General features: G+C 70.9%; 27 protein-coding genes. 14 read left to right on the top strand and 13 right to left on the bottom strand.

Annotated features, from left to right (window positions below; translation table 11 throughout):
- Nucleotides 1–2: 2 nt before the first annotated feature.
- Together D5S19_RS14555 and D5S19_RS14550 are read right to left on the bottom strand one after the other, a co-directional pair.
- Complete coding sequence (locus D5S19_RS14555; RefSeq protein ID WP_120023879.1) at nt 3–1193, bottom strand: class I SAM-dependent RNA methyltransferase; 1191 nt, start codon at nt 1191–1193, stop codon at nt 3–5.
- Nucleotides 1190–3268 carry an APC family permease gene (locus D5S19_RS14550; protein ID WP_233573899.1) on the bottom strand — a complete coding sequence of 693 codons (2079 nt, stop codon included), beginning with the start codon at nt 3266–3268 and terminating at the stop codon, nt 1190–1192. Before D5S19_RS14550 ends, D5S19_RS14555 begins: the two co-directional genes overlap by 4 nt.
- A gap of 153 nt (nt 3269–3421) precedes the next feature.
- Between D5S19_RS14550 and D5S19_RS14545 the strand changes: the two genes are divergently transcribed.
- A complete protein-coding gene (locus tag D5S19_RS14545; protein ID WP_120023878.1) occupies nt 3422–4087 on the top strand; it encodes a potassium channel family protein in 666 nt (221 codons plus the stop codon).
- Nucleotides 4087–4743: a potassium channel family protein gene (locus D5S19_RS14540; protein ID WP_098509301.1), complete on the top strand. Its 657-nt coding sequence runs from the start codon at nt 4087–4089 to the stop codon at nt 4741–4743. The genes D5S19_RS14545 and D5S19_RS14540 overlap by 1 nt, the downstream gene beginning before the upstream one ends.
- Before the next feature lie 29 nt (nt 4744–4772).
- On the opposite strand, the gene D5S19_RS14535 is transcribed toward D5S19_RS14540, so the two are convergent.
- Nucleotides 4773–5444 carry a DUF3159 domain-containing protein gene (locus tag D5S19_RS14535; protein ID WP_233573917.1) on the bottom strand — a complete coding sequence of 224 codons (672 nt, stop codon included), beginning with the start codon at nt 5442–5444 and terminating at the stop codon, nt 4773–4775.
- Nucleotides 5445–5630: 186 nt separating this feature from the next.
- Nucleotides 5631–6011 carry an OB-fold nucleic acid binding domain-containing protein gene (locus D5S19_RS14530; protein WP_120023876.1) on the bottom strand — a complete coding sequence of 127 codons (381 nt, stop codon included), beginning with the start codon at nt 6009–6011 and terminating at the stop codon, nt 5631–5633.
- Nucleotides 6012–6114: 103 nt separating this feature from the next.
- Between D5S19_RS14530 and D5S19_RS14525 the strand changes: the two genes are divergently transcribed.
- On the top strand, nt 6115–6822 hold the full coding sequence (locus D5S19_RS14525) for an alpha/beta fold hydrolase (protein ID WP_120023875.1): 708 nt from the start codon (nt 6115–6117) through the stop codon (nt 6820–6822).
- Nucleotides 6823–6826: 4 nt separating this feature from the next.
- Here the strand turns inward: D5S19_RS14525 and D5S19_RS14520 are convergent, their stop codons facing one another.
- Together D5S19_RS14520 and dut are read right to left on the bottom strand one after the other, a co-directional pair.
- Nucleotides 6827–7477, bottom strand: a complete 651-nt coding sequence (locus D5S19_RS14520) for a DUF3710 domain-containing protein (protein ID WP_120023874.1) — start codon at nt 7475–7477, stop codon at nt 6827–6829.
- Nucleotides 7477–7968 carry a dUTP diphosphatase gene (gene dut, locus D5S19_RS14515; protein WP_120023918.1) on the bottom strand — a complete coding sequence of 164 codons (492 nt, stop codon included), beginning with the start codon at nt 7966–7968 and terminating at the stop codon, nt 7477–7479. Before dut ends, D5S19_RS14520 begins: the two co-directional genes overlap by 1 nt.
- A 24-nt stretch (nt 7969–7992) precedes the next feature.
- On the opposite strand from dut, the gene D5S19_RS14510 reads away from it, so the two are divergent.
- Nucleotides 7993–8478 carry a DUF3093 domain-containing protein gene (locus D5S19_RS14510; RefSeq protein ID WP_120023873.1) on the top strand — a complete coding sequence of 162 codons (486 nt, stop codon included), beginning with the start codon at nt 7993–7995 and terminating at the stop codon, nt 8476–8478.
- Between the two features lie 163 nt (nt 8479–8641).
- On the opposite strand, the gene D5S19_RS14505 is transcribed toward D5S19_RS14510, so the two are convergent.
- Nucleotides 8642–8950 (bottom strand): DUF4193 domain-containing protein, encoded by a 309-nt coding sequence (locus tag D5S19_RS14505; protein WP_098509297.1) that lies wholly within the window; start codon nt 8948–8950, stop codon nt 8642–8644.
- 526 nt (nt 8951–9476) lie between these two features.
- On the opposite strand from D5S19_RS14505, the gene cei reads away from it, so the two are divergent.
- Nucleotides 9477–10163 (top strand): envelope integrity protein Cei, encoded by a 687-nt coding sequence (cei, locus tag D5S19_RS14500; protein WP_120023872.1) that lies wholly within the window; start codon nt 9477–9479, stop codon nt 10161–10163.
- A gap of 26 nt (nt 10164–10189) precedes the next feature.
- Here the strand turns inward: cei and D5S19_RS14495 are convergent, their stop codons facing one another.
- Nucleotides 10190–11011 (bottom strand): inositol monophosphatase family protein, encoded by an 822-nt coding sequence (locus D5S19_RS14495; RefSeq protein WP_120023871.1) that lies wholly within the window; start codon nt 11009–11011, stop codon nt 10190–10192.
- A 64-nt stretch (nt 11012–11075) separates the two neighbouring features.
- Here D5S19_RS14495 and ppgK point away from each other — a divergent pair, with 64 nt between their 5' ends.
- From ppgK to D5S19_RS14460, 7 genes are all read left to right on the top strand, one after another.
- On the top strand, nt 11076–11837 hold the full coding sequence (gene ppgK / locus D5S19_RS14490; RefSeq protein ID WP_120023870.1) for a polyphosphate--glucose phosphotransferase: 762 nt from the start codon (nt 11076–11078) through the stop codon (nt 11835–11837).
- Between the two features lie 211 nt (nt 11838–12048).
- Entirely contained in the window at nt 12049–13464 is a 1416-nt protein-coding gene (locus D5S19_RS14485; protein ID WP_120023869.1) for an RNA polymerase sigma factor, read from the top strand.
- 658 nt (nt 13465–14122) lie between these two features.
- Nucleotides 14123–15100: an ABC transporter permease gene (locus D5S19_RS14480; protein ID WP_120023868.1), complete on the top strand. Its 978-nt coding sequence runs from the start codon at nt 14123–14125 to the stop codon at nt 15098–15100.
- On the top strand, nt 15100–16095 hold the full coding sequence (locus tag D5S19_RS14475) for an ABC transporter permease (protein ID WP_120023867.1): 996 nt from the start codon (nt 15100–15102) through the stop codon (nt 16093–16095). The genes D5S19_RS14480 and D5S19_RS14475 overlap by 1 nt, the downstream gene beginning before the upstream one ends.
- A complete protein-coding gene (locus D5S19_RS14470; protein ID WP_120023866.1) occupies nt 16092–18215 on the top strand; it encodes an ABC transporter ATP-binding protein in 2124 nt (707 codons plus the stop codon). Before D5S19_RS14475 ends, D5S19_RS14470 begins: the two co-directional genes overlap by 4 nt.
- A gap of 43 nt (nt 18216–18258) precedes the next feature.
- Complete coding sequence (locus D5S19_RS14465) at nt 18259–19944, top strand: ABC transporter family substrate-binding protein (RefSeq protein WP_233573898.1); 1686 nt, start codon at nt 18259–18261, stop codon at nt 19942–19944.
- Nucleotides 19945–20024: 80 nt separating this feature from the next.
- A complete protein-coding gene (locus D5S19_RS14460; protein ID WP_120023864.1) occupies nt 20025–20957 on the top strand; it encodes a DUF3592 domain-containing protein in 933 nt (310 codons plus the stop codon).
- On the opposite strand, the gene D5S19_RS14455 is transcribed toward D5S19_RS14460, so the two are convergent.
- The 4 genes from D5S19_RS14455 to D5S19_RS14440 form a co-directional block, all read right to left on the bottom strand.
- Entirely contained in the window at nt 20934–21929 is a 996-nt protein-coding gene (locus D5S19_RS14455; RefSeq protein ID WP_120023863.1) for a phosphotransferase family protein, read from the bottom strand. The two genes, D5S19_RS14460 and D5S19_RS14455, sit on opposite strands and share 24 nt — an antisense overlap.
- A 20-nt stretch (nt 21930–21949) precedes the next feature.
- Complete coding sequence (locus D5S19_RS14450) at nt 21950–22330, bottom strand: hypothetical protein (RefSeq protein WP_120023862.1); 381 nt, start codon at nt 22328–22330, stop codon at nt 21950–21952.
- Nucleotides 22331–22524: 194 nt separating this feature from the next.
- The gene (locus tag D5S19_RS14445) at nt 22525–22773 is read right to left on the bottom strand and encodes a hypothetical protein (RefSeq protein WP_120023861.1); all 249 of its coding nucleotides are present in this window, start codon (nt 22771–22773) and stop codon (nt 22525–22527) included.
- Nucleotides 22770–23360: a hypothetical protein gene (locus D5S19_RS14440; protein ID WP_120023860.1), complete on the bottom strand. Its 591-nt coding sequence runs from the start codon at nt 23358–23360 to the stop codon at nt 22770–22772. Before D5S19_RS14440 ends, D5S19_RS14445 begins: the two co-directional genes overlap by 4 nt.
- 130 nt (nt 23361–23490) lie before the next feature.
- Between D5S19_RS14440 and D5S19_RS14435 the strand changes: the two genes are divergently transcribed.
- Together D5S19_RS14435 and D5S19_RS14430 are read left to right on the top strand one after the other, a co-directional pair.
- Nucleotides 23491–24675 (top strand): sensor histidine kinase, encoded by a 1185-nt coding sequence (locus tag D5S19_RS14435; protein WP_407641750.1) that lies wholly within the window; start codon nt 23491–23493, stop codon nt 24673–24675.
- Nucleotides 24672–25322, top strand: a complete 651-nt coding sequence (locus D5S19_RS14430; protein WP_120023859.1) for a response regulator — start codon at nt 24672–24674, stop codon at nt 25320–25322. Before D5S19_RS14435 ends, D5S19_RS14430 begins: the two co-directional genes overlap by 4 nt.
- 203 nt (nt 25323–25525) lie before the next feature.
- Here the strand turns inward: D5S19_RS14430 and D5S19_RS14425 are convergent, their stop codons facing one another.
- Complete coding sequence (locus tag D5S19_RS14425; RefSeq protein WP_233573915.1) at nt 25526–26632, bottom strand: glutamine synthetase; 1107 nt, start codon at nt 26630–26632, stop codon at nt 25526–25528.
- Nucleotides 26633–26694 lie beyond the last annotated feature (62 nt).

Raw genomic sequence — 26694 nt, 5'->3', positions numbered from 1 at the left:
CGCTATTGCAGCAGCGCCACGCATTCCACGTGGTGCGTCATCGGGAACGCGTCGAAGGCACGTAGCTCGGTGAGCGAGTAGCCGTGCTCGGCGAAGTACGCCACATCCCGGGCGAGCGCTGCCGGATCACAGGCCACGTACACGATCCGGTCCGGTTCGCCCTCGGCCACCGCGTCCGCGACCGCCCGGCCGGCGCCCTTGCGTGGTGGATCGAGCACGACCACGTCCACCGGCTTCGGCGCGTCCGCGAGCACGTGCTCCACACGGCCGGCCCGCCACCGCACCTGCGGCAGATCGGCGAGGTTCCGCTCGCCGTCGGACACCGCGCGGCGGCTCGATTCCACCGCGTACACAAGGCCTTCCGGCCCGGCCTGCTCGGCGAGCACCGAGGCGAACAACCCGACACCGGCGTAGAGATCCCACGCCACCCCGCCTTGCGGCACCTCGGCCCACTTCGCGACCAGCCGCGCGAAGGTGTCCGCGGCGAGCGGATGCCCCTGCCAGAAGCCGTGGGCATCCAGTCGCCAGTCGCGATCCGCGGCATGCTGGACGGCCTCGCCACCGGACAGCTGACGGCCACGGGTGCGTCCGTGCACTGTGGACAGTTCACGCACGTGCACCCGGCTGTCGCCGTCGCTGGTCACTTCCAGCTCCGTACCCGGCTTCCACCGCCTCGACAGCGGCTGCGCCAGCGCGCCCGGCACCGTGATCGGGCAGTCGTCCAACGGAATCACGCGATGACTGTGGTGCGCACGCAAGCCTGCGCGGCCGTCTCGCCCGGCCACCAGCCGCACCCGCGTACGCCAGCCGAGCGGGCCGCCGTCCAGCGGTTCCACGACCACTTCGCGGGAGAGGCCGGCCAGCCGCTGCAGCTGCTCGGCCACCACGGCCGCCTTCAGCTCCCGCTGGTAGCCCGGATCCGCGTGCTGCCAATCACAGCCGCCGCACCCGCCCGGCGCGGCCAGCGGGCAGGGCGGGGTGACCCGATGCGCCGACGCCGCGAGGACCTCGACCGCGTCGGCCCGGCAGAACGCACCGCCCTTGTCCTCGGTCACCTCTGCCCGCACGCGCTCGCCGGGCAGCCCGTGCCGGACGAACACCACCCGTCCGTCCACTCGGGACACACAGTGCCCGCCGTGCGCCACCGGTCCGATCTCCAGCTCCAGAGTCCGGCCCAGCCAGTTCTCGCTCATTCCGCGCTTTCTTTGTCGGTTCCGGCAGAGTTCGTTCCGCCCTTGTTCGATCCCGCGGCGTTCGATCCCGCGGGCGGGCGCGGGCCGCCTGGCCCGAACCCGCGCCGCACGTCACCGGCGGCCGGGCGCGTTCGCCGCGCGCGGGCCACGGCCTTCGCCGAGGATTCCAGCTGCCACGGCACGCTGGCCACCACCACGCTGGGCTGGAACAGCAGCCGCCCCTTGAGCCGCAACGCACTCTGGTTGTGCAGCACCTGCTCCCACCAGTGCCCCACCACGTACTCCGGGATGAACACGGTGACCACGTCGCGCGGGTTCGCGCCGCGGACCCGCTTCACATACTCCAGCACCGGTTTCGTGATCTCCCGGTATGGCGACTCGACCACCTTGAGCGGCACCTTGAACTTGTGCTCCTCCCATTCCTGGGTGAGCCGCCGGGTGTCCGCGTCGTCCACGTTGACGGTGACCGCTTCGAGCACGTCCGGGCGCATCGCCTTGGCGTAGGCCAGCGCCCGCAGCGTCGGCCGGTGCAACTTGGACACCAGCACGATCGCGTGATTGCGCGAGGGCAGCACGGTCGGGGTGTCGTCGAGTTCCTTGAGCTCCTCGGCCACCCGGTCGTAGTGCTTGCGGATCGCGGTCATCAGCACGAAGATCGCCACCATCGCGGCGATCGCGATCCACGCGCCGAGCAGGAACTTGGTGATCAGCACGATCACCAGCACGGTACCGGTCATGGTCAGGCCGATCGCGTTCACCGTCTGCGAACGCCGCATCCGCCGCCGCACGGCGGGGTCGGTCTCCTTGGCCAGCAACCGGTTCCAGTGCCGGAGCATGCCCGTCTGGCTCACCGTGAAGGACACGAACACGCCCACGATGTAGAGCTGGATCAGCCGGGTCACCTCGGCGTCGAAGGCGATGATCAGCACCAGCGCGAACGCCGCCAGGAACAGGATGCCGTTGGAGAAGGCCAGCCGGTCCCCGCGGGTGTGCAGCTGCCGCGGCAGGTACCGGTCCTGGGCGAGGATCGAGCCGAGCACCGGGAACCCGTTGAACGCGGTGTTCGCGGCCAGCAGCAGGATGATGCCGGTGGAGAAGGAGATGTAGTAGAACGCGGGCGGGAAGTCCGCGAACACCGCGTGCGCGATCTGCGCCACAATGGTCTTCTGCTCGTACCCGGCGGGCGCGCCCTGCAGCTGCTGCGCCGGGTTGTCCGCGAAGTTGACCCGGGTGATCACCGCGAGGGTGATGATGCCGACCAGCATGGTCACCGCGAGCACGCCCATCAGCAGCAGCGTGGTGGCCGCGTTCTTGGATTTCGGCTTGCGGAAGGCGGGCACGCCGTTGCTGATCGCCTCGACCCCGGTCAGCGCGGCGGCGCCGGAGGAGAACGCGCGCAGGATCAGGAAGACGAACGCGAACCCGGTCCAGTCGCCCTCCGAGTGCAGCTGGAAGCCCGCGCTCTCGGCCCGCATCTCGGTGCCGGTGGCCGTCTCCACCAGACCCCAGACCACCATCACCAGGATGCCCAGGATGAACCCGTAGGTGGGAATCGCGAACGCTTTGCCCGATTCGCGCACCCCGCGCAGATTCAGCGCGCTGAGCACGGCGACGATCACCACCGCCGCGAGCACCTTGTGCTCGGCCACCCAGGGGATCGCCGAGCCGATGTTGGCCACCCCGGAGGAGGTCGACACCGCGACCGTGAGCACGTAGTCCACCAGCAGCGCGCTCGCCACGGTCAGGCCGAACCTGCCGCCCAGGTTGGTCCCGGCGACCTCGTAGTCGCCGCCCCCGCTCGGATAGGCGTGCACGTTCTGGCGGTAGGAGGCGACCACCGTCAGCATGACCAGCGCGACAGCCACCCCGATCCACGGCGCGAACGCGTACGCGGACAGGCCGGCGAAGCTCAGGGTCAGGAAGATCTCCTCCGGCGCGTACGCCACGCTGGACAGCGCGTCGGAGGCGAAGATCGGCAGGGCGATGCGCTTCGGCAGCAGGGTGTGGGCCAGCCGGTCGCTGCGGAACGGGCGCCCGAGGACCAGCCGCTTCAGCACAGTCGGGAACTTCGACACAGTCAGGAATCTACAGCGGAGCGGCGCCTGCCGATTTCAGGGCGGCGGAGGGGAGGACGGTGGACTCCCCCGGCCCCGGGCAGGGTAGGTTCGGCGCTGGTGTCAGAGGGTACCCGGAACGCGGGTCATCCATACCCCGCAAGGAGGCTGAGCGTGCACGTGGTGATCATGGGATGCGGCCGGGTCGGCGCCTCCCTGGCCGCGGCGCTGGAGCGGCTCGGCCACGACGTGGCCGTCATCGACAAGAACCAGCAGGCCTTCCGCAGGCTCGGCAGCGACTTCCACGGCGAGCAGGTGGTCGGGATCGGGTTCGACCGGCAGGTGCTCATCCAGGCGGGCATCGAGCGGGCCGGCGCGTTCGCCGCGGTGTCCAGCGGCGACAACTCCAACATCATCTCCGCCCGGGTGGCACGCGAGAACTTCGGTGTGGAGCACGTGGTCGCGCGGATCTACGACCACAAACGGGCCGCGGTGTACGAGCGGCTCGGCATCCCGACGGTGGCCACCGTGCCGTGGACCACCGACCGGTTCCTGCGCACCCTGCTGCCCGACGGCGTGGCCTCGGCCTGGCGCGATCCCTCCGGCAACGTGGCGCTGCTGCAGCTGCCGCTGCACGAGGGCTGGGTGGGCCACAGCGTGCAGACGCTGCAGGAGGCGACCGGTGCCCGGGTGGCGTTCATCATGCGCTTCGGCACCGGCGTGCTGCCCGACGGAAAGACCGTGGTGCAGGCCGACGACGTGGTCTGGGTGGCGGCGCGATCGGGCACCGTCGGCGATGTGACGAGCGTGGCCGCTCGGGCCCCGGAGGAGGAGAACTGATGCGGGTCGCGATCGCCGGCGCGGGCGCCGTCGGGCAGTCCATCGCCACGGAGCTGATCGACGGCAATCACCAGGTGATGCTGATCGAGCGGGAGGCGGGTCAGTTCGAGCCGGAGTCGGTGCCCCAGGCCGACTGGGTGCTCGGCGACGCCTGCGAGGTGTCCATCCTGGAGGAGTCCGGGATCGAGCAGTGCGACGTGGTGATCGCCGCGACCGGGGACGACAAGGCCAACCTCGTGGTGTCCCTGCTGGCGAAGACCGAGTTCGCGGTCCGCCGGGTGGTGGCGCGGGTGAACAGCCCAGGCAACGAGTGGCTGTTCACCGATGCGTGGGGCGTGGACGTGGCGGTGTCCACGCCGAGGATGCTCGCCGCGATGGTCGAGGAGGCGGTGAGCGTCGGCGATCTGGTGCGGCTGATGACCTTCCGGCAGAGCCAGGCGAACCTGGTGGAGCTGACCCTGCCCGCGGAGACGCCGCTGGCCGGACGTCCGGTGAGCGAGCTGGCCCTGCCGCGGGACGCGGCGCTGGTCACCATCCTGCGCGGGGACCGGGTCATCGTGCCGCAGCCGGAGGACCCGCTGGAGCCCGGCGACGAGCTGCTGTTCGTGGCGACCTCGGACGTCGAACCGGAGATCCGCTCCGCCCTCGGCTACTGAGCTTCCCCGAAAAGGGAATCAGGCGGGGATCAGGCCTCGGGGGTGGGCGATTGGGCGTATTTGCGGCGCAGGCGGGTTTCGGCCTCGGCGTCGGTCTCCGGGGTGGGCGCGGTCTCGGCGAGGGCCTTGAGCCGCTTGTCCGAACGACGCACCGCCCAGACGAGGACGAGCAGGCCCAGCGCGTAGAGCGGGTAGCCCATCGCGATCTTGGCGAAGGCCAGCCAGCCGGTGTAGTCGCTGTCGTAGAGCCAGCGCTGCACCACGAACCGGGCCGCGAAGACCAGCGCCAGCGCCAGCGTGGCGATGTCGTAGCCGCGGATCGAGACCTTGTCCTTGCGCCAGGCGGTGCCCTTGCCGTTCAGCGCGTTCCAGGCCACCCCGGCCAGCGGCCAGCGCGCCAGGATGGAGGCCACGAACACCCCGCAGTAGAGCAGGCTGGTCCAGATGCCGAAGAGGAAGAACCCCTTCGCCGAGCCGGTGCGGTAGGCGATGAAGGCCGCGATCGCCACCCCGAAGAACCCGGAGATGGCCGGCTGCAGCGGCTCCTTGCGCACCATCCGCAGCACGGTGATGGCCACCGCGCCGCCGAGCGAGCCCCAGATCGCCACGGTCAGCCCGAACAGGGAGTTGAGCAGGACGAAGAAGATCACCGGCAGCGAGGAGTAGAACAGGCCGGCGGTCCCGCCCATCTGGTCCAGCATGGTCGGCTTGGCGTCCGGTTCCTTCGCATCGCCGGCCGCCGCGGAGGAGGGAGCCCCGGTGCCGGGCACGTCGGTTTCCGGCATCCCGGCGCCCGGCGCCTCGGCTCCGGGCGCGGCGGACGGGGTCGCGTCAACGCCGGGCACGGGCCGGCGGTCGTGCGGGGCAGGTTCAGTCACGAGAGTCGATCACCCTACGGGGCTCTGGAGTTCGTAGTACGGGTTGTAGAGCACCTTCTGCCCATCCCGTTCGGCCATCCGGCCGCGGACCTTGACGGTGCGACCGGGCTCGATGCCGGGAATCCGGCGTCGGCCGAGCCAGATTAGCGTCACACCCTGAGTGCCGTCGAACAGCTCCGCCTGAAGGGTCGCCGCGCCGTCGGTCGGGCACAGCTCCACACTGCGCAATCTGCCGAGAACGGTCACCTCTTCGCCGGAGCGGCAGTCGCACGCCCGCTGCGCGCCTTCGGCCCCGGACCGTTCGGACATCTCGTCGGCGTCGAGGTCCTCGACGTCACTGGTCAGCTTGCGAACCAGCCGGCTGAAGTAGCCGCCGTCCTTGGCGGACATGGTGTGCTCCTGTGCTCCGGGGCCGCCGACATCCCGCGGCCCGTGCGTCTCCAGCGTAGCTGTGGTCCAGGCAAGCGAAACCGGTTTGCGGCAAGATCGCAACGTGACGTCCGCGATCCCGGTTCCGGCCGCCGTTCTGCTGCCCGGCACCGGCTCCGACGAGGTGTTCGTCCGCGCGGTGTTCGGCGGCCCGCTGGCCGCTCTCGGCGTGCCGTTGTACACCCCCGCCCCGGTCCCCGGCTCCGGGCTCGCGGAGGGCTTCCTCACGGCGCTGGACCGACTCTCCGCGCAGCACGGCCCGGTGCTGGCCGGCGGGATCTCCTTCGGCGCGCATCTGGCCGCGGAGTGGGCGGTCGCGCATCCGGGCCGATGCGCGGGCCTGCTCGCCGCTCTCCCGGCCTGGCACGGCGAACCCGGCCAGGCACCCGCCGCGCGGTCTGCGACGCTCACCGCGGATCTGGTGGCCGCCCACGGCGTGGCCGCCGCGCTGACCCAAGCCGAAGCGAGCAGCCCGCCGTGGCTCGCCGCGGAGCTGGGCCGGGCGTGGCCGAGGCACGGGTCCGGGCTGGCGGCCGGGCTCCGCGTCGCAGCCCGCAGGCCCGCGCCCACCCTCGAAGCGTTGCGTGGGCTGGCCGTGCCCGCCGGGATCGGGGCGTGCACCGACGACCCGATCCACCCGGCAGACGTGGCCCGCGAGTGGGCCGGAGCGCTCCCGCGCGCGCAGTACGTGGAGACCACGCTGGCCGCGCTCGGCGCGGACCCCGAATCCCTGGGCCGAGCCACCGTGCTGGCCTATTTGCGCGCGCGGTGACGCATCAGCCCTGCTGTTCGGCGATGTGCTGCGCGACCGCCTCGGGCAGCGTGATCGGCAGCGGGGTACGCACCGGCATCGGCGAGTCCCCGCGGTCCACAACGGTGCGGCGCACGATGGCCCGCAGCACCTCCGGGGCCTGCGCCGCTGCGGACTGCGGCCCGGCGATCACGCCGCGCAGCATCCAGCGCGGGCCGTCCACGCCGACGAACCGCAGCGCGACGTCGCCGATGATGGCCGACAGCTCCATGCCCCACTCGCCGCGGCCGACGTTGACCTTCGCCCCGTCCGCGCGCAGCTGATCGCCCAGCTCCGCGCTCACCTCGCGCCACAGCCCGCCGGACCGCGGCGCGGCGTACCCGCTCACCGTGATCTGGCCGTGCTCGGTCACGATGTGCACCGCGCGCACCCCGCCCGCGTCGGGGTCCATCTCGACCTGGACCTGCGAACCGTCCGGCACCGGCACCTTCACCGAGCCGAGGTCGATCCGCGGGATGCCGTCGTCCTCGGCGTCGGCGACGTCGAACGGCCCGTCCGAGGTCTCCGACAACCGGTCACCGGGTTCGACCGCGTCGTCCGCGCCGGTCTCCTCCGGCTCGGTCCCGGGGCCGCGCCCGTTGCCACCGGACCCGCGCTTGCGTCCGAAAATCCCCACTAGCTCTCCGTTCCTTCCCCGGCCTGCTCCGTGTCGGGGACCAGTGTGGCGTGCCCGCCGGTCGAGCCGTAGCCGCCCGCGCCGCGTTCGGTGCCGTCCAGCTCGGCGACTTCGACGAACTCCACCTGCGCCACCTGCTGCACCACCAGCTGCGCGATCCGGTCGCCGCGGGCGAGCACCAGCTTCTCCCGCGGATCGTGGTTGATCAGGCAGACCCGGATCTCGCCGCGATACCCGGCATCGATCGTGCCGGGCGTGTTCACCACCGACAGCCCGGCGCGCGCGGCGAGCCCGGAGCGAGGATGCACGAACCCGGCGTACCCGGGCGGCAGCGCGATCGCCACCCCGGTGCCGACGACCCCGCGCTCGCCGGGTCCGAGCACGATATCCGAGGTGGTGACGAGATCGGCGCCGGCATCGCCCGGCCGCGCGTAGGCGGGCGGCGGGACATCCGGATCGAGCCGTTGGAGGAGTACCTGAACGCTGGACACGGGCGGCGAGACTACCCTGGCCGCGTGGCTGATCGCTTGAACACCGCCGGGCCCGGCGTCCTCCGGCACTCCGAACGGCTGTACGTGCCGTGGTGGGGATGGCTCCTGCCGATGCTCGGAGCGGTCCTGCTCGGCGTCGAAATCCACCTGGGCTACCCGGCGGTGCCGGTGTGGATCCCGCTGCCGGTGGCCGTGCTGGTGATGGCGGCGCTGCTGCTGTCGCTGGGCCGCTCCCGGGTCCGGGTGAGCGGCGGCGCCGAACCGGAGCTATGGGTGGGCGAGGCCCACCTGCCCCTGCGCTTCGCCGGCGAGATCGAAGTGCTAACCGGCGACGCCAAGCGGCACGCCCTCGGCCGCGACGGCGATCCCTCGGCATTCGTGCTGCACCGCGGCTGGGTGGGCCCGGCGGTGCGGATCCGGCTGACCGACCCGGCCGACCCGACCCCGTACTGGCTGTTCAGCACCCGTCACCCGCAGCGCGTCGCGGACCTGCTGCGCGAAGCCGGCTGAGCCGCGCTCGCGGACACGACGATGAAAGGGACCGGCCCGGCGGGCCGGTCCCTTTCGTTCTGGTTCGTGCGACCTGCGTTCCCCCGCTGCCGCGACTGTGGTTTCCCTGATCCCCGTTCCCCGGCCGGGGCCGGGCCTTCGAAGTCCGCCCGCGCGGGACGGCTCAGGCGCAGTCGCGGCAGATCAGCCGCCCGCCGCTCTCCTCGGCGAGCCGGCTGCGGTGGTGCACCAGGAAGCACACGGAGCAGGTGAACTCGTCGGCCTGTTTCGGCACGACCTTCACCGTCATGTCCTCGCCCGAGAGCCCGGACAGGTCCGCGCCGGGCAGTTCGAAGTTCTCCGCGCTCGCGTCCTCGTCGACGTCGACGACGCCGGACTGGTTCTCGTTGCGCCGGGCCTTCAGCTCCTCCAACGAGTCTTCGGCCAGCTCGTCGGCTTCGCTGCGGCGCGGCGCGTCGTAGTCGGTAGCCATGGTGTCCCTCACCCCTGCGAATCTGCTTGTCGTCCTACCCCGGTCCGGGCGGGACCCGGATCCGGTCGTGCCGCTGGTCAACGTTCCAGCGCCCCGGTTTGTGCCCGGCGCACGCAGTGACCGAGGTCTCAGCTGGCAGGGCCCGCTTTCCGCGGCCGGAGCCCGGGAAGGGTAGCTCACCGCCGGGCGCGCCCCGCACCGAGTCGGGCAATGCCCGTCACACGTCACCCGGCAGGGGGAATGCGCAGGTGAGACGCACATCCTCCGTTCGGGTTGCGGGCAAGTCACGAAGCGCACCCGGCCGCCGTGTCCGCTTGCCCCCTCGCGGCCGGTCGTGGTGCGATCGGCTGATTGGGGACGCGGGGGTTCCGGGGACGGCTGCTCGGGGCGCACGGCGGCGAAGGCGCCCCGCACCACCGGGTGCGGGAGGTAACGCCTAGGCTCACCGGCTACGACGGTTCCGGTGAGTACACCGTCGGCTACAGCGGGGCCGCGGGATCCCCGCTTCGGGGAAGGGGACGCGGCAGTGGCGTCGGGGAACGGCTCGGGCAACCGTGATGCGCGGCCCTATCGCAGGCACCGGCCATTGCCCGCGCTCATCGTGATCGGGGTGCTCGCGCTCGGCGCGGTGGTCGTCTGGGTCAACGCGGTGGTCGGCCGCGGCGATGTCGACGAGGCGGTGCGCTGCACGCCCGATCCCGCTCCGCCGCCGGGCGCGGTCTTCACCACCGTGCCGCACAACGGTCTCGACGACCGCTCCCCCATCCCGCCGGACAAGATCACGCTGAAGGTGCTCAACGCCAGCACCACCCGCGGCCAGGGCGGCATCGCCACCTCCGCGCTGCGCGAGCTGGGCTTCACCGGCATCGGCGACCCCGGCAACGACCCGGCCTACCCCAAGGGCGACGCGCAGTGCCGCGGCCAGATCCGCTACGGCGACAACGGCGCCGCCGCCGCCCGCACGGTGAGCCTGGTGGCCCCGTGCGCGGAGCTGGTCCACGACAACCGCCGGGACGCCAGCGTCGATCTGGCCACCGGCAAGCTCTTCACCGACATCCAGCCACGCGCCGAGGCCCGCACCGTGCTCAAGCAGCTCTCCGACTGGTCCCACGCCCACCAGGGCAGTGGTGGCGGCAGCGAGCAGTCGTGGGGGGGGGGCGCGCCGATGGTCGATCAGACCCTGCTCGCCGCCGCCCGCGACGTCACCTGCTGAACCTGCCGAATCCTGCCGAGCCGCCGTCAGATTCCGGCGGCGCCGTGCGCGGCCAGCCGCTCGCGCAGCTGCGCGGCGATCGGCGGGGCCGCGACGAACGTCATGTCCTCGCCCAGGTCCGGGGCGCTGCCCGGCAGCAGCACGGTCGCACCGGCCTCCTCGGCCACGAGCCCGCCCGCGGCCCAGTCCCACCGGTGCAGGCCGTGCTCGAAGTACGCGTCCAGCCAGCCCGCGGCGGTCGCGCACAAGTCCAGCGAGCCCGCGCCGCGGCGGCGGATGTCGCGGACCTCGCCGGCCAGCGCGGCCACGAGCGCAGCCTGGCGGACGCGGCGCTCACGCACGTACGCGAATCCGGTACCGACCAACGCGAGGTCGAGCCGCTCCGGTTCGGACACCGACAGCCGCCGCCCGTCGAGCCAGGCGCCCTCGCCGCGGGCGGCGGTCCAGCAGCGGCCGCTGACCGGTTCGATCACCGCGCCCGCCACCGAGACGCCGTCCACCTGCGCCGCGATCGACACCGCGAAATCGGGGAGGCCGTACAGGAAGTTCACGGTGCCGTCGATCGGATCGACGACCCAGGTCACCCCGCCGCTCGCGGCCGTGCCGCCGCCCTCCTCGCCGAGCACCGGTTCGCCCGGGCGCAGCACGGCCAGGCGGGCCCGCACCAGCTCCTCGGACTCCCGATCGGCCGCGGTGACCACATCGGTTTCCGCGGATTTCGTGTCCACCCTCAGGTCCCCGCCCGCGCGCAGGGATTCCCACGCGGACCGGACCAGCTCGGCGGCCTCGGCCGCGACCTGCTCGGCGATCTTCTTCAGCACCAACTCGTCAGCTCCCACGTCGGCCATGTCATCACATCCGGTTAAAGTCTCCGCAGCAGGCTTCTGAATCGTGCGAGAAGGGACCACGTCAGTGACGGCGACCCGAGGTTTCGGAATCGACATCGGCGGCAGCGGGATCAAGGGCGCGCTGGTCGATTTGGACCAGGGACAGCTGATCGGCGATCGGCACCGGATCGACACGCCGCAGCCGTCCACCCCCGACGCGGTGGCCGACGTGGTCGCGGAGATCGTCCGCGCCGCCGGGTGGGACGGGCCGGTCGGCGTGACGCTGCCCGCCGTGGTGAAGAAGGGCGTCGCGCACACCGCGGCCAACATCGACCACAAGTGGATCGGCACGGACGCCGACACGCTGTTCGCCGAACGGCTCGGCCTCGACGTCGCAGACGTCGCGATGCTCAACGACGCGGACGCGGCGGGCATGGCCGAGATCCGCTTCGGCGATCCGGCCGCGCGCACCGGCGTGTCCGCGCTGCTGACCTTCGGCACCGGCATCGGCAGCGCCGTGTTCCACGACGGCAAGCTCGTGCCCAACACCGAACTCGGCCATCTGGAGGTCGACGGACACGACGCGGAGAAGCGGGCCGCGGCCTCGGTGAAGGACAACGAGGGCCTCTCGTACCCGGATTGGGCCAAGCGGGTGCACCGCTACCTGACCGTGCTGGAGAACCTGATCTGGCCGGATCTGTTCCTGGTCGGCGGCGGGGTGAGCAAAAAGAGCGAGAAATGGGTGCCGCTGCTGGACGTGCGCACCCCTGTCGTGGTCGCATCACTGCAGAACAACGCGGGCATCGTCGGGGCCGCGGCGGCGGCCGTGGAGGGCATCGGGCACTGACCCCGGGGGCCGCCCCGCGTCTCGGAACGGTCACGAGCGGCAGGCCGGAGGGTGATCGCTTCGCGACGCACCGGGCCGACGTCGTTACAATGGAACGCAGCGCACGGCTGCGGGAGGGAAATCCGCAGGCCGGGGCGTGTTCCCCGAATGTGAGGCAGCCGAGGTGTCGACATCTCGGTTCGTCATGATCGACCGCTGCGAAAGGGCGTAAGTGGCAGCCGCAAGAACCGCAACCCGAAGCGGGACGAAGACAGCGACCGCAGCCGGCGAGCCGGCCGACGAGGCAGCCACCGGCGAGGCGAAGCCCGCGCCGCGCAAGACCGCCACCAAGTCGGCAGGTGCGAAGAAGACCGCGGCGAAGAAGGCTCCGGCCCGCAAGCCCGCCGGCAAGGCGGCGCCCAAGACCGAGGACGGCGAGCCGGACGGCCCCGGCGAGCCGGACGAGGCCGAGCTGGACAGCCCGGACCTGTCCGACCTCGAGGAGGTCGAGGTCGACGTGGTCGACGAGACGGTCAACGACGAGACCGAGGACGACTCGGACGACGAGGAGGAGGCCGAGGAGACCGGCACGCCCGCGGCGCGCCGTCGCGCCGCCGCCGCCGACAAGGGCAAGTCGTCGTCCTCTTCCTCGGACAACCCGGACTTCGTCTGGGACGAGGAGGAGTCCGAGGCCCTGCGCCAGGCGCGCAAGGACGCCGAGCTCACCGCCTCGGCCGACTCGGTGCGTGCCTACCTCAAGCAGATCGGCAAGGTCGCGCTGCTCAACGCCGAGGAGGAGGTGGAGCTGGCCAAGCGGATCGAGGCCGGGCTCTACGCCGCCGAGCGCGTGCGCACCGCCGAGGAGGAGGGCGAGAAGCTCCCCACCCAGATGCGCCGCGATCTCAAGTGGATCGTGCGCGACGGGGAGCGGGCCAAGAACCATCTGCTGGAGGCCAACCTCCGGCTGGTGGTCTCGCTGGCCAAGCGCTACACCGGCCGCGGCATGGCGTTCCTGGACCTGATCCAGGAGGGCAACCTCGGCCTGATCCGCGCGGTGGAGAAGTTCGACTACACCAAGGGCTACAAGTTCTCCACCTACGCCACCTGGTGGATCCGCCAGGCGATCACCCGGGCGATGGCCGACCAGGCCCGCACCATCCGCATCCCGGTGCACATGGTGGAGGTCATCAACAAGCTCGGCCGCATCCAGCGTGAGCTCCTGCAGGACCTCGGCCGCGAGCCGACGCCCGAGGAACTCGCCAAGGAGATGGACATCTCGCCGGAGAAGGTCCTGGAGATCCAGCAGTACGCGCGGGAGCCGATCTCGCTGGACCAGACCATCGGCGACGAGGGCGACTCGCAGCTCGGTGACTTCATCGAGGACAGCGAGGCCGTGGTGGCGGTGGACGCGGTGTCGTTCACGCTGCTGCAGGACCAGCTCCAGTCGGTGCTGCAGACGCTGTCCGAACGCGAGGCGGGCGTGGTCCGGCTGCGCTTCGGCCTCACCGACGGGCAGCCCCGCACCCTCGACGAGATCGGCCAGGTCTACGGGGTCACGCGCGAGCGGATCCGGCAGATCGAGTCGAAGACGATGTCGAAACTGCGACACCCTTCGCGCTCCCAGGTGCTGCGCGACTATCTGGACTAGACCACCCCGGACAGGTGCCGAGAACCCCGTCTGCCGCATACCGCGGCGACGGGGTTCTCGCGTTTCCGGGGTACTCACTTTCGGGCCGTGAAGGGACCCTTCACAGCCTCAGCGTCCAGGGTGTCGGCAAAGTTGGTCGGGGACCCGGCAGTGGGCGATGCGGAGGTGTGTGCGACCACCTCGTGGCGTGCGCCGGACCGGTTTCGGGTCTGTGAAGGGACCCTTCACAGACTCAGAGTCCGTGAAGGGACCCTTCACGGACCTCCACACCGACTTTGCCGGAACCCTGGCCTCAGCGTCCGTGAAGGGTCCCTTCACAGCCTTGAGAAGGCGCGCGTTCCGGGCGTTCCGGTGCGCGAGGGCGGAATGGCCGGAACCGTTCCGGAACCATGATCGCCGGTAAAGAGGCGCATACCGACCGAGAGATCTTCCACGGCGCTACGGCCGAAAGTCGGAGTTTTTCCGGCCGTGTACGAAAATCGTGATTATTTGGTTGCCTGGGAACGGAGATCGTAACGATCTTCGGCATTAGGCTGCGCCAACAACGAGCGTCCGCATTCGGAAGGCAGCACCGGCACGTGTTCTCGACGAAGACTTCCTCGCGCGAAAACCCCGCGGCGCGGGGCGGATCCGCCGGCCCTGGTGAATCGAGGGAACCGTGATCGGGTTCCTCGTCCGCCGGCTGGTCAACTACGCGGCTCTGTGCCTCGTGGCGACCTTCGCGGCGTTTTCCCTGGCATCACTGGCCTTCAGCCCGCTCGACGCGCTGAAGCTGCGCAATCCGCCCGCCCCGCAGTCCACGATCGACGCCAAGACCGCGGAGCTGTACCTGGATCAGCCTATCCCGCAACGGTTCCTGACCTGGCTGGGCGGAGTGTTCCAGGGCGACTTCGGCCGCACGATCGCCGATCAGCCGATCACCGACGAGCTGCTGCGCCGCGCCGGGGTGAGCCTGCGGCTGTTCCTGCTCGGGATCACCCTCGGCATCATCATCGGCGTGCTGGTCGGAGTCGTCAGCGCGATCCGCCAGTACAAGATCAGCGACTACCTGGCGACCACGTTCTCCTTCGTGGTGCTCTCCACCCCGGTCTTCGTGATCGCGACGATCCTGAAGGCCGGCGCCCAGTCGGTGAACGACACTCTCCTCGGCGGGTACCAGTTCTTCATCGTGCAGGGCGAATCCGGCGACGCCTCCGGCGGATTCGGGGACGTGGTGCTGGACCGGCTGCAGCACATCATCGTGCCCACGCTGGCGATCGTGCTGACCCAGGTGGCCTACTACAGCCGCTATCAGCGCTCGGCGATGCTCGATGTGCTCGGCTCGGACTTCCTGCGCACCGCGCAGGCCAAGGGCCTGACCCGGCGGCGCGCGCTGTTCAAGCACGGCCTGCGGACCGCGCTCATCCCGATGGCGACGCTGTTCGCCTTCGGGTTCGGCCTGCTGATCACGGGCGGCATCTTCACCGAGAAGATCTTCGGCTGGTACGGCATGGGCGACTGGCTGGTGACCGGAATCCAGAAGCAGGACACGAACATCGTGGCCACCGTGACCCTGTTCATCGCGGTCTGCGTGCTGCTGGCCGGCTGGCTGGCGGACGTGTTCTACGCCGTGCTCGACCCGAGGGTGAGGATCTGATGGCCGCTGCGCTGAACGAGGCCGACCTCGCCGACGCCGCGGTCGCCGCCACCGATACGGGCAGCGCCGGCCGGCCCTCCGGCCGCGGCAAGCTGGTCGCCCGCCGGTTCCTGCGCAACCGGTTCGCGGTGGCCGGGCTGCTCGTGGTGGCGCTGTTCTACCTGGTGGCGTTCACCTACACCTGGTACGCGCCGTGGGCCTACGACGAGCTGGACCCGGCCGCCACGCTGATGCCGCCGGACGGCACGCATTGGTTCGGCACCAACCAGATCGGCGGCGACATGTTCGCGCAGACCATGCGCGGGCTGCAGAAGTCGCTGACCATCGGCCTGCTGGCCGCGCTGTTCTCCACCGGCGTGGCCTCGATCATCGGTGCCGCGGCCGGGTATTTCGGCGGCTGGACCGACCGGATCGCGATGTGGGTGGTGGACCTGCTGCTGATCCTGCCGCCGTTCCTGATCATCTCGATCCTCTCCCCCGCCTTCCGCGGCAAGACCTGGCTGATCCTGGTCGGCCTGATCGCGGTGTTCCAGTGGATGATCACCGCGCGGATCGTGCGCGGAATGACGCTGACCCTGCGCGAGCGCGAGTTCGTGAATGCCGCGCGGTTCATGGGCCAGTCCTCCTGGCGGATCATCGTCAAGCACATCGTGCCGAACATGGCCTCGCTGCTGATCATCGACGCGACGATCAACGTCGGGGCCGCGATCATCACGGAGACCTCGTTGTCCTTCTTCGGGTTCGGGGTGCAGGCCCCGGACGTCTCACTGGGCACGCTGATCTCCGCCGGCTCGGACGCGGTGCGCACCTTCCCGTGGCTGTTCTACATTCCGGCCGGTTTCCTGGTGGCGACCGTGCTCGCGGTGAACTTCGCCGGGGACGGCCTGCGGGACGCGCTCGACCCGTCGTCGAGCCGGTCGCGGCGCAAGGAGCGCAAGCGCATCGAGGAAAAGACGAAGTCGCCGTCCGCCAGCACCGTGGGAGCACAAGCATGAGCGCCGCACTCGAACTGAGCGCGGAGACCGGCAAGCCGACCGGCACCGTGCTGGAAGTCTCGGATCTGGAGGTGTCCTTCCCCTCGGAGTCCGGCCGGGTCCACGCGGTGCGCGGGCTGAGCTATCAGGTGGACGCGGGCGAGGTGCTCGGCATCGTCGGGGAATCGGGCTCCGGCAAGTCGGTGTCCTCGCTGGCGGTGATGGGACTGCTGCCGCCGCAGGCCCGGGTATCCGGCTCGATCCGGTTCCAGGGCAGCGAACTGATCGGCCGGTCCGACACCCAGCTGTCGAAGATCCGCGGCAAGAAGATCGCCATGGTCTTCCAGGATCCGCTGTCCGCGCTGACGCCGGTGTACACCGTGGGCGCGCAGATCGCCGAGGCGCTGCTGGTGCACGCCAAGGGCTCGCTGACCAAACAGCAGGCGCACAGCCGTGCCGTCGAGCTGCTCGATCTGGTCGGGATCCCGAACGCCGCGCAGCGCGCGAAGGCGTTTCCGCACGAGTTCTCCGGCGGGATGCGCCAGCGCGCGGTGATCGCCATCGCGATCGCCAACGACCCGGATCTGATCGTCGCCGACGAGCCGACCACCGCGCTGGACGTCACGGTGCAGGCGCAGGTGCTGGAGGTGCTCAAGACCGCGCAGGAGGTCACCGGCGCGGGCATCGTGATCATCACTCACGACCTGGGTGTGGTCGCCGGGTTCGCCGACCGGCTGATGGTGATGTACGCCGGGCGCGCGGTGGAGCAGGGTCCGGTGGAGGCCCTCTACGCGCAGCCGCGGATGCCCTACACGCTGGGCCTGCTCGGTTCGATCCCGAGGGTGGACGCGCGGGAGAAGCAGCCGCTCGTGCCGATCGACGGCCAGCCGCCGTCGCTGGTGGACCTGCCGGCCGGGTGCCCGTTCGCGCCGCGCTGCCCGCTCGCGATCGATGCCTGCCGCCAGGACGAGCCCGAACTGCACACGATCACCGTGGGCGCGCCGGCCGGCACCGCGCATCGGGCGGCCTGCCTGCGTACCGAGGAACTCGCGCGGCCGGACGCCGGCGCAGCCGAGGTGTACGGGGCCGAGGTGGTCAAGGAGGCCGCGGTCGCCGCCGTGCCGCGGGCCGAGCGCGCCACCGTGCTCGACGTGCGGGATCTGCAGAAGCACTACGTGGTGACCAAAGGCGCGGTCCTCAAACGCAAGGTCGGCGCGGTCAAGGCGGTCGACGGGATCAGCTTCGACATCGTCGAGGGCGAAACCCTGGGCCTGGTCGGCGAATCCGGCTGCGGCAAGTCGACCACGCTGATGGAGATCCTGGAGCTGGCCGCACCGTCGGCCGGTTCGGTGGCGGTGCTGGGCAAGGACGTCGCGCGGCTGGACGGGAAGGACCGGCGGGCGATCCGGCGGGACCTGCAGGTGGTGTTCCAGGACCCGATGGCCGCGCTCGACCCGCGGCTGCCGATCGGCGACACCATCGCCGAGCCGATGGTCGTGCACGGCTACGACAAGGCCCGGATCGAACAGCGGGTACCGGAACTGCTCCGGCTGGTCGGCCTGCGGGCCGAGCACGCCGAGCGGTACCCGGCGGAGTTCTCCGGCGGGCAGCGCCAGCGCATCGGCATCGCCCGCGCGCTCGCGCTGGAACCGAAGCTGATCGTGCTGGACGAGCCGGTGTCCGCGCTCGACGTGTCCATCCAGGCGGGCGTGATCAACCTGCTCGACGAGCTGAAGGCCAAGCTCGGCCTGTCCTACCTGTTCGTCGCGCACGACCTGTCCGTGGTGCGGCACATCGCCGACCGGGTGGCGGTGATGTACCTCGGCAAGATCGTGGAGATCGGCGACGTGCGCGCCGTGTTCGAGGCCCCGCGGCACCCTTACACCCAGGCGCTGCTGTCCGCGATCCCGGTCCCGGACCCGGTCCGGGAGCGCGAACGCAGCCGGATCATCCTCACCGGCGATCTGCCGAGCCCGGCCAACCCGCCCTCGGGCTGCCGGTTCCGCACCCGGTGCTTCGTGTTCGCCCGTCTGTCCGAAGAGGACCGGAGGAACTGCGTCGAGGCCGAGCCCGCGCGCGAATCTCGCGGGGCCGACCATGACGTGGCCTGCCACCACGCCGGGACCCGTGACGTCGTGTAGCCACCTATCCGTTGGCGCACAAGGGAAAGAAAGGGTATTCACCATGCGACGGAGAATGGCCGCACTCGTGGCTCCCGTTGCCGCTCTGGGGCTCCTGCTCGCCGGTTGCGGCGGCGGTAGCGGCGGCAACGGACTGCAGGACGCCGGCACCCAGGGCGTCAAGACCGCCGACATCAACCCGCAGCCGCCGGACAAGCTCAAGGACGGCGGCAACCTCCAGTGGCCGATCGACCTGATGCCGGACAACTGGAACTACCACCAGGTCGACGGCACCGTGGCCGACGGCGCGTACATCGAGGGCGCCATCCTGCCCTACGTCTTCACGCAGAACCCGGACGCCTCGGTGGCGCTGAACAAGAGCTACTTCACCTCGGCCGAGCTGATCAGCCAGGACCCGCAGGTGGTCGAGTACAAGATCGACCCGAAGGCGAAGTGGAGCACCGGCAGGCAGTTCTCCTGGGAGGACTTCGCCGCCCAGGCCAACGCCCTCAACGGCAAGAACAAGGACTACCAGGTCTCGACGACGTCCGGCTACGAGGACATCGCGAAGGTCGAGAAGGGCACCGGCGAGCAGGACGTCAAGGTCACCTTCGGCAAGAAGTACGCCGAGTGGAAGGGGATGTTCGCCCCGCTGTACCCGAAGGAGCTCAACTCCGACCCGGGCATGTTCAACAAGGGGTGGGCGGTCAAGCCGGAGATCACCGCGGGCCCGTTCAAGATCAAGAGCATCGACCAGACCGGCAAGCAGGTCGTCGTCGAGCGGGATCCGGCCTGGTGGGGCGAAAAGCCGAAGCTGGACACGGTGACCTACAAGGTCGTCGAGCGTTCCGCGCTGCCGGACGCGTTCGCCAACGGCCAGATCGACTTCTACAACCTCAACAACGACATCAATCTGTTCAAGCGGGCGCAGGCCGACTCGAACGCGGTGGTCCGCCAGTCCAACAACCCGGACTACACGCACCTGACCTTCAACGGTGCCTCCTCGTCCATCCTCGCCGACAAGGACCTGCGGCTGGCCCTCATGAAGGGCATCGACACGGTCACCATCGCCAAGTCGATCCTCGGCCAGATGCAGAAGGACACCACTCCGCTGGGCAATCACCTCTACCTCAAGGGCGCCAAGGAATACGCGGACAACTCCGGCCCGTACAAGTTCGACGCGAACGCGGCGAAGGCGGAGCTGGACAAGCTGGGCTGGAAGCAGTCCGGCGACGTCCGCGCCAAGGACGGCAAGCCGCTGAAGATCCGCCTGGTGATCCCCTCGGGCACCCCGATCAGCCAGCAGACCGGCCAGCTCCTGCAGTCGCAGCTCAAGACGATCGGGGCCCAGCTGGACATCCAGCAGGTGCCGACCGCCGAGTTCTTCAAGAACTTCGTGAACGTCGGCAACTTCGACCTGACGCTGTTCCGCTGGCTGTCGAACTCGTTCCCGATCGACGGCAGCAAGGGCATCTACTACCTGGACCCGAACAACATCAGCCAGAACTACGGCCATGTCGGGGACGAGAAGCTGAACAAGCTGCTCGACACCGCCGCGCAGGAACTGGACGACACCAAGCGGGCCGAGGACATCAACGCCGCGGACCGGGAGATCTGGGCGATCGGTCACCAGCTGCCGATCTTCCAGTCGCCGGGTGCCTTCGCGACACGCAAGACACTGGGCAACTTCGGTTCGCCGGGTTACGCGAACCACCCGTACGACTACCTCAAGATCGGTTTCCTGAAGTAGCCGTGCGCGGTTGAACGAGAAGGAGCGGCGCGGACGGTTTCGCGCCGCTCCTTCCTTTGTGGACAGTAAGGTGGTTCTCCGTGCGGAATTTCCTACGGCTGCGGCCCGTGCGCCACATCCTCGTCACGAGCGCGGTCGTGCTGCTCGCCTGTGCCGCGGTGTTCGCGCTGCAGCTGGCCGAATTCGGCCGGGCCCGTGCCGCGCTGGAGGGATTCGGCCCGCAGACCACCGCCACCGTGACCGGTTCCGCCGAGGACTCGGCCACGGTGCGGTTCGCCGTACCGGGGCGGCCGGACGTCAGCGCGACGGTCGGGCTCGACAGCACTCCCCCGGCGAACGGCAGCCGCGTGCCGGTGCGCTACGACCCGGCGGATCCGTCGCGGGCGGTGATCCCCGGCGCGACCCCGCTGGTCACCGCGGACCGCGCGTCGACCTACGCCACGGTGACCGTGGTCGCGGCGCTGGCCGTGCTGCTGGTGACCGGGTTCCTGCTGCTGACCCGGTTCGTCCGGCCCGCTCGTGCCGCCGTGCGGAGCACCGTGCCGGTGCGCCGGGTCAAGCTGCAACGCGGCCTGCTCACCCGGTCCTGGCTGGAGACCGACGGCGCGACGCCGCGGTGGATTCCGGTCTACTTCTCCCCCACCCTGATCGGCCTGCCGTCGCCGGCGAAGGTCGAAGTGCTCGGCGATCTGCGACAAGACCGGCACGTCGCGGTCCGGGTGGCCGGCGAGGTGCTGTACCCCGCGGGCGCGACGCGCATGGCCGAGCCACGCGGGCGCCGCACGGACAACCCGGCCGGGCCGGACGAGGAACGCAGCGCCGCCGCGGTCCGACCGGTCCCGCTGCGGCACCAGTTCCGTACCGACCTGCCGGTGCTGGCCGTCGCCCCGGTGGCCGGGGTGTTCTGGGCGCTGGTCGACGGCAGCGGGTTCACCGGCTGGCTCGTGGTCACCGTGCTGATCGCCGCGTTCGGGTTCTGGTGGGCAGCGCTACGCGGGTCCGATCCGTCCTGAGTCCAGCGCCGCCAGCACCTCGCCCAGTTCGGTGTAGGAATCGGCCAGCCGTTCCCGCTGCTCGTACCGGTGCCGTTCCAGCCGGACGGCGGCAAGATGCCGTGCCCGGTAGTACAGCGCCCGTCGCCGGGCCTGCGGGGTGGCGACGAGCGGGCCGTAGGTCTCCCAGAACGCGTCGCGCTCGGTGCCCGGCTTCTTCGCGGCCATCCAGATGGTCCAGTCCGCGGCCGGGTCTCCCCACCAGCTCCGGTCGTGGTCGAACACGCCGGTGATCTCCAGCTCCGGGGACACCATCACGTTCACGTGCCACAGATCCCCGTGCAGCAGACGGGGTTCGGTGATCTCGTCGAGCAACGCGGCGTCCTGTGCGGCACGGTCGCCCACGGCGCGCACGTCGGCCGCATCGAGGCCGAGGTCTGCCAGATCCGCGGCGTTGTCCGCGAAGCAGCGTACGAGCGCTTCGCTCCAGGTATCGGTGTGCGGACCGGCGACGGCCCCGAAGCCCGGCCCGCGCACCCCGTGCACGGCGCGGGTGATCTCGCCGAGGCGGCGGAAGTAGGGGCGACGGGCATCCGGCGCGAAGCCGGGCAGCGCCTCAGGCGCCGGACGTCCGTCGAGGACCTCCTGCACCAGGTAGTCGCGGCCGATCACCTCGTGGGTGAAGTCCGCGGCGAGCGTGCGCGGCAGCAGCGGCGCGATCGGCGCGAAGTACGGCGTGGCAAGGTATTCGTTGCGCATGAACTGCCGTTCGGTCCGGGTCTGCCGGGCCGGTTCCGGAGCCACCCGCAGGATCACCGGACCGTCGGCCAGCTCCACCCGGTAGGTCGTGTTGTAACTGCCCAGCCCCAGCTCGGTGGCCGCGAGCACGGGGATGTCCGAGCCGAGCGCACGGCGGCACAGCAGCTCGACAAGGGGCGCGGTGAGCGGACGCTGGAACGCGTCCGCGGGCCGGTCCAGAGGGTGGAACTCCACCCGGGCATCCTGCCACGTGATCAGTGCAGCACGAGACCACGCCGCGACAGGGTGTCGGCCACCCGCAGCCGTTCCAGCTCGCGTTCGAAGCCCTCCGGCAGGGTGGCGAGCCGATGCTCGACGCCCAATTCACGGCAGGCGGTGACGAGCAGCTCGTCGTAGGCCTGCCGAGTGCCGATCCGGCGGGCGGCGGGCGTGCCGGGCGGGAATCCGGCGAGCACCCGGCGGACCCGGCGCAGATCGGCGGCGACCTGTTCCACCGGCGGCCCGGACGGAACCGGGCGGGCCCGGCGCAGCCGCCCCACGAGCGCGGGGATCCGCAGCGCAGCCCAGAACAGCGCCGAGGGAGCGAGACTGACCGCGGCGAACAGCACGAGGGTTCCGGCCGTGGTGCCGTCCACGACGCCAGTTTAGCTACCCCGGGCGGGCCGACGCGATACTCTGCCGCCGTGGCACAGTTGATCAATCCCGCTGCGTCTGACGCTCGTCACCGCGCGCTTGAAGGACGCGGTCACTTTCGCGCCTTTACGCAGAACACTCCGATGTCGCAGCCGCTCTACGAAGCACTCGGGTTTCGGCACGCCGAGACGTGGATCTACCTCACTTCGGCGTCGTGAGGGCCTGACGTCACGATTTCTGGCTCCGCACGGCGATTCTTGCGAGCCCGTACCGCGAACAGCAGGGCCACTCCCGACAGCAGCAGCGCCACGCTCGCCACGACGTCCCAGAGCGGGGCCAGCAGGTGCAGCTGCACGAACCAGCTCGGATCGGCCAGGCCGGCGAGCCGGTTCATCAGCCCGCCGCCGCCCTGGGCCACCAGTAGCAGCCCGGCCAGTTCGATCACCGGGCCACCGGCCGGTCCGCGCCGTTGCGCGGGCGATTACCGAACAGTTCCTGCCAGAGCGGGCCGACGAACAGCCACACCGCGGTGACCGTGCCCAGGCGCGGCAGCCAGTCCCACAGCGCGCGGTCCTCGCCCGGCCGGTGGATCAGGGCGATCGCGACGAGCAGCAGCCCGGCCGCGATCGCGCTGGCCAGCAGGCATTTGGCCCATTCCCGCCACTCGTGGCGCAGCTTCGCGCGGCCGCGGGGCTTGAGCGGAGGCGGGCCGCCGGCGAACCGGTGGGCGAACCGCACGTCCGCCCAGCGCACCATGCTCGGGCCGAACACCACGGAGAAGCCGAGGTAGACCGCGGCGAGCCCGTGGCTCAGATTCGGGACGGCGCCGCCGGTCAGGTCGAGCACCGTGGCGATCAGCACCACCAGGTCGAGCACCGGCACCCCGGCCAGCAGCACCGTGCTCAGCCGGCGCTTCTTCAGCCCATACCGCGCGACCAGCCCGCCGACGATCAGCAGCCAGAACGCGATCTCGCCCCCGACGACGAACACCGTCGCCGGATTTTCGGCGAGGTACTTCCCGATGTCGTTCATGTCGCCAGGGTTCCCGCGCGCGCGACGGTGCGCATCGGCAGCGGGCACGACCACCGCGTCATCAGTTCGGAGGACGCCGAGGGCCCGCGGGGCATGTTTCGATGAGGACGTGCCGCCGCGACCGATCCGCCTGCCGGCCCCGATCCGGCCGCGGGAGCTGTCCCCGCGGCAACAGGACGCCGCCATCGCCGCGTTCATCGCGATGGCCGGGCTGGTGGTCTACTTCTCCGGTGTCTACCGGCTGCTCCCCGGGCCGGACCGGATTCCGATGGCGGGGCGGCTGTCGGAGCTGGCGGTGCTGTGCGGGCTGAGCCTGCTGCGCCGCTGGGTGCCCGGCGGCCTGCTGCTGGGCACGCTGGTGCTGGCCGCGGACGTCGCGCTCGACCCGTCGCTGCCCGCCGTGGCGGTCTACACCGACCTGCTCTACGCCGCGGCCCTGTACGGCTCGCGGCGGATGAGCCGGGTGTTGATCGGAGTGGCCGCCACCGGTGGGCTCGTGGTTCTGTTCGCCGTGCTCACCGCCTCCGCGCAGTCGCAGACCGCGGTGGTCAGCGCGCTCGGGATCCTGCCGTTCGTGGTGGTGCCGGTGTGGTGGGCGACGAACGTGCGCCAGCACCGGGACATCGCCGCGAGCGAACGGGCCAACTCCGTGCAGCTGGCAAAGATCGCCGAGCTGGACCGGCGCGCCGCGGTGGCGGAGGAACGCGCCCGCATGGCCCGCGACCTGCACGACGTGATCGCGAGTCACCTCTCGGCCATCGCGATCCAGTCGGAGGCCGCGCTGTCGGTGGCCGACGACCCCGCGACGGCCCGCACCGTGCTGGGCGCGGTGCGGGAGAACAGTGTGAGCGCGCTGGAGGAGATGCGCACGATGATCGGGCTGCTGCGCTCGACCGGCAGCGAGGACCGGTACGAGACCACCGCGCCCGCCCGGCTGGCCGACCTGGCCCGGCTGGTGGAATCGGCCCGCGCCACCGGGATGGCGGTCACCGTGGATTCCACAGTGGACGAATCAACGCTGCCCGCGGCGGTCGATCTGACCGCGTACCGGATCGCGCAGGAGGCGCTGACCAACGCGGTCAAGCACGCGCCCGGCGGCCGGGTCGTGGTGAGCCTGCGGCGCCGGGGCGGCATACTCTCCGTGGAGATCGGCAACGACCTGTGCCCGGCGGCCGCGCGGACCGGCGGGACCGGGGCCGGGCTGCTGACCATGCTGGAGCGGGCGAGCGCGGTCGGCGGGACGCTGAGCGCGGGACCGGCCGGCCCCGGCTGGCTGGTCCGTGCGGAACTACCGGTGGCGGAGGGACGGACGTGACGGTCAAGGTGCTGGTGGCCGACGATCATGGGGCGATCCGGGCCGGGCTGGTGCTCATCCTGGGCAACGCCGAGGGCATCGAGGTGGTCGGCGAGGCCGCCGACGGCGCCGCCGCGGTCCGCCAGGCCCGGGCGCTGAACCCGGACGTGGTGCTGATGGACGTGCGGATGCCGGGCACCGACGGGATCAGCGCGACCCGCCAGGTGATCGCCGAGGAGCTGGCCGAGGTGCTCGTGCTCACCACCTTCGACCTCGACGAGTACGTGCACGCCGCGCTGCGGGCCGGGGCCGCGGGATTCCTGCTCAAGTCGGTCGAGGCGCCACGGCTGGTCGAGGCGGTGAAGCTGGTCGCAGCGGGCGAGGGCATTTTGGCCCCGCAGGTGACGCGCAAGCTGATCACCGCGTTCGCGCGGTCCGCGCACCACCGGCCGGACACCCCGGCGGGGCTGGCCGAGCTGACCGACCGCGAACGCGAGGTGCTGGGCTGTCTCGGGGCCGGGCTGTCGAACGCGCAGATCGGCACCCGCCTGCGCATCGGCGAGACCACGGTGAAGACGCACGTCTCCCGGGTGCTGACCAAGCTCGACCTGCGCTCGCGCGTGCAGGCCGCGATCCTCGCCCAGGAGAACGGTCTGGTCGCCGGCTGAGCTTCTCGGCGAGCTGAAAGGCGGTGAAGGGACCCTTCACGGACGCTGAGGCTGTGAAGGGACCCTTCACAGACTTGGCATCGGACAGGGGCCAGGTCGCGGTCAGCGGATCGTCTGCCCGCGCCGTGGCCTCCCGCACGGGCAGGCGGAAATCCGTGCGTAGCAAGGCACCCGGCGGGTGCGGCAGCACCACGATTACGTCCTCAGTACCGCCACCGGTGGGCGTCGAGGATCTCCTCCGGAGTCCGCTCGGCCGCCCATGCCGCATCCGAGGCCCGCACCGCGCGGAACGCACCCAGCAATTCCTCGCCCAGCACACCGGATACCCGCGGACTGGCCCGCAACGCCTCGTCCTTCTCGGCGTGGTTCGCGGGCAACGGCCGCACACCGCGCGCTTCCCGTTCCGCTTCGCTCCAGGTGCCCGGGTCCTCGCCGATCGGCTCGGGCGGGACCACCCCGTCCTCGATCCCGGCCATCGCGGAGGCAAGCACGACGGCCAGCGCGAGGTACGGGTTCGCCGAGGCGTCGGAGGCTTTCAGCTCGACATTCGCGTGCCCCTCCCCGAGCAGCTCCGAGCCCAGCACGTATCGCAGCGGCGCCTCTCGGTTCTCGACACCCCAGAATCCGTACGCCCCGGCGTAGTAGCCCGGCCGCTGCCGCATCGCGGACGCCACGCTGGGGGCGGTGATCGCGGTCAGCGCGGGCAGGTCACGCAGCAGCCCGCCGATGTAGGCGGCGCCCTCCTCGCCCGGCCCGGCGAGCAGGTTCTTGCCGTTGCTGCGCACGGAGGTGTGCAGGTGCCAGCCGTTGCCCGCGCCGGCGAGGTCCGGCAGCGGGGAGAAGCTCGCGCGCAGCCCGTGCGCGTGCGCGGCGGCGTGGACGGTCTGGCGGGCCAGCAGCTGGTCGTCGGCCGCGGACAGCGGATCCGTGGCGGCCAGGGACACTTCGAGCTGCGCCGGGCCGTACTCGGCGTGCAGCTGGCCGATCTGCAGGCCGTTCTCGGCGAAATCGTGCAGGATCGCGGCCACGAAGCCGTCGAGGCCGATCAGCGCGTGCGGGCTGTAGGCCGGGCCGGGATGGCCGGGCGTCACGGTGAACTCCATCTCGTAGCCCGCGCGGAATTCGAGACCGCGCCGGGCCGCTTCGTCCACCTGTCGCTGCAGCACCGCGCGCGGGCAGTACGGCGAGGGCTCGTCCGCCACGGTGCGCTGCCACACCGGCGCCCAGGCGAACGCAGGCTGCCCGGCTAGCCCCGTATTTCGCACATGGGGGAAGGTGGGGTGATCGGGGCTTTCGTTCTTGATCATCATAGGGTCGCGGTCCATGCGAGGACAGCGGGTCGCTTATGGACGCCCGAGTGTGGAGAAGTTGC

Origin of the sequence: Amycolatopsis panacis, assembly GCF_003600245.1 — a bacterium.
In the GTDB taxonomy this organism is placed as follows: domain Bacteria; phylum Actinomycetota; class Actinomycetes; order Mycobacteriales; family Pseudonocardiaceae; genus Amycolatopsis; species Amycolatopsis sulphurea.
This window is presented reverse-complemented; position numbering and strand designations above follow the sequence as displayed.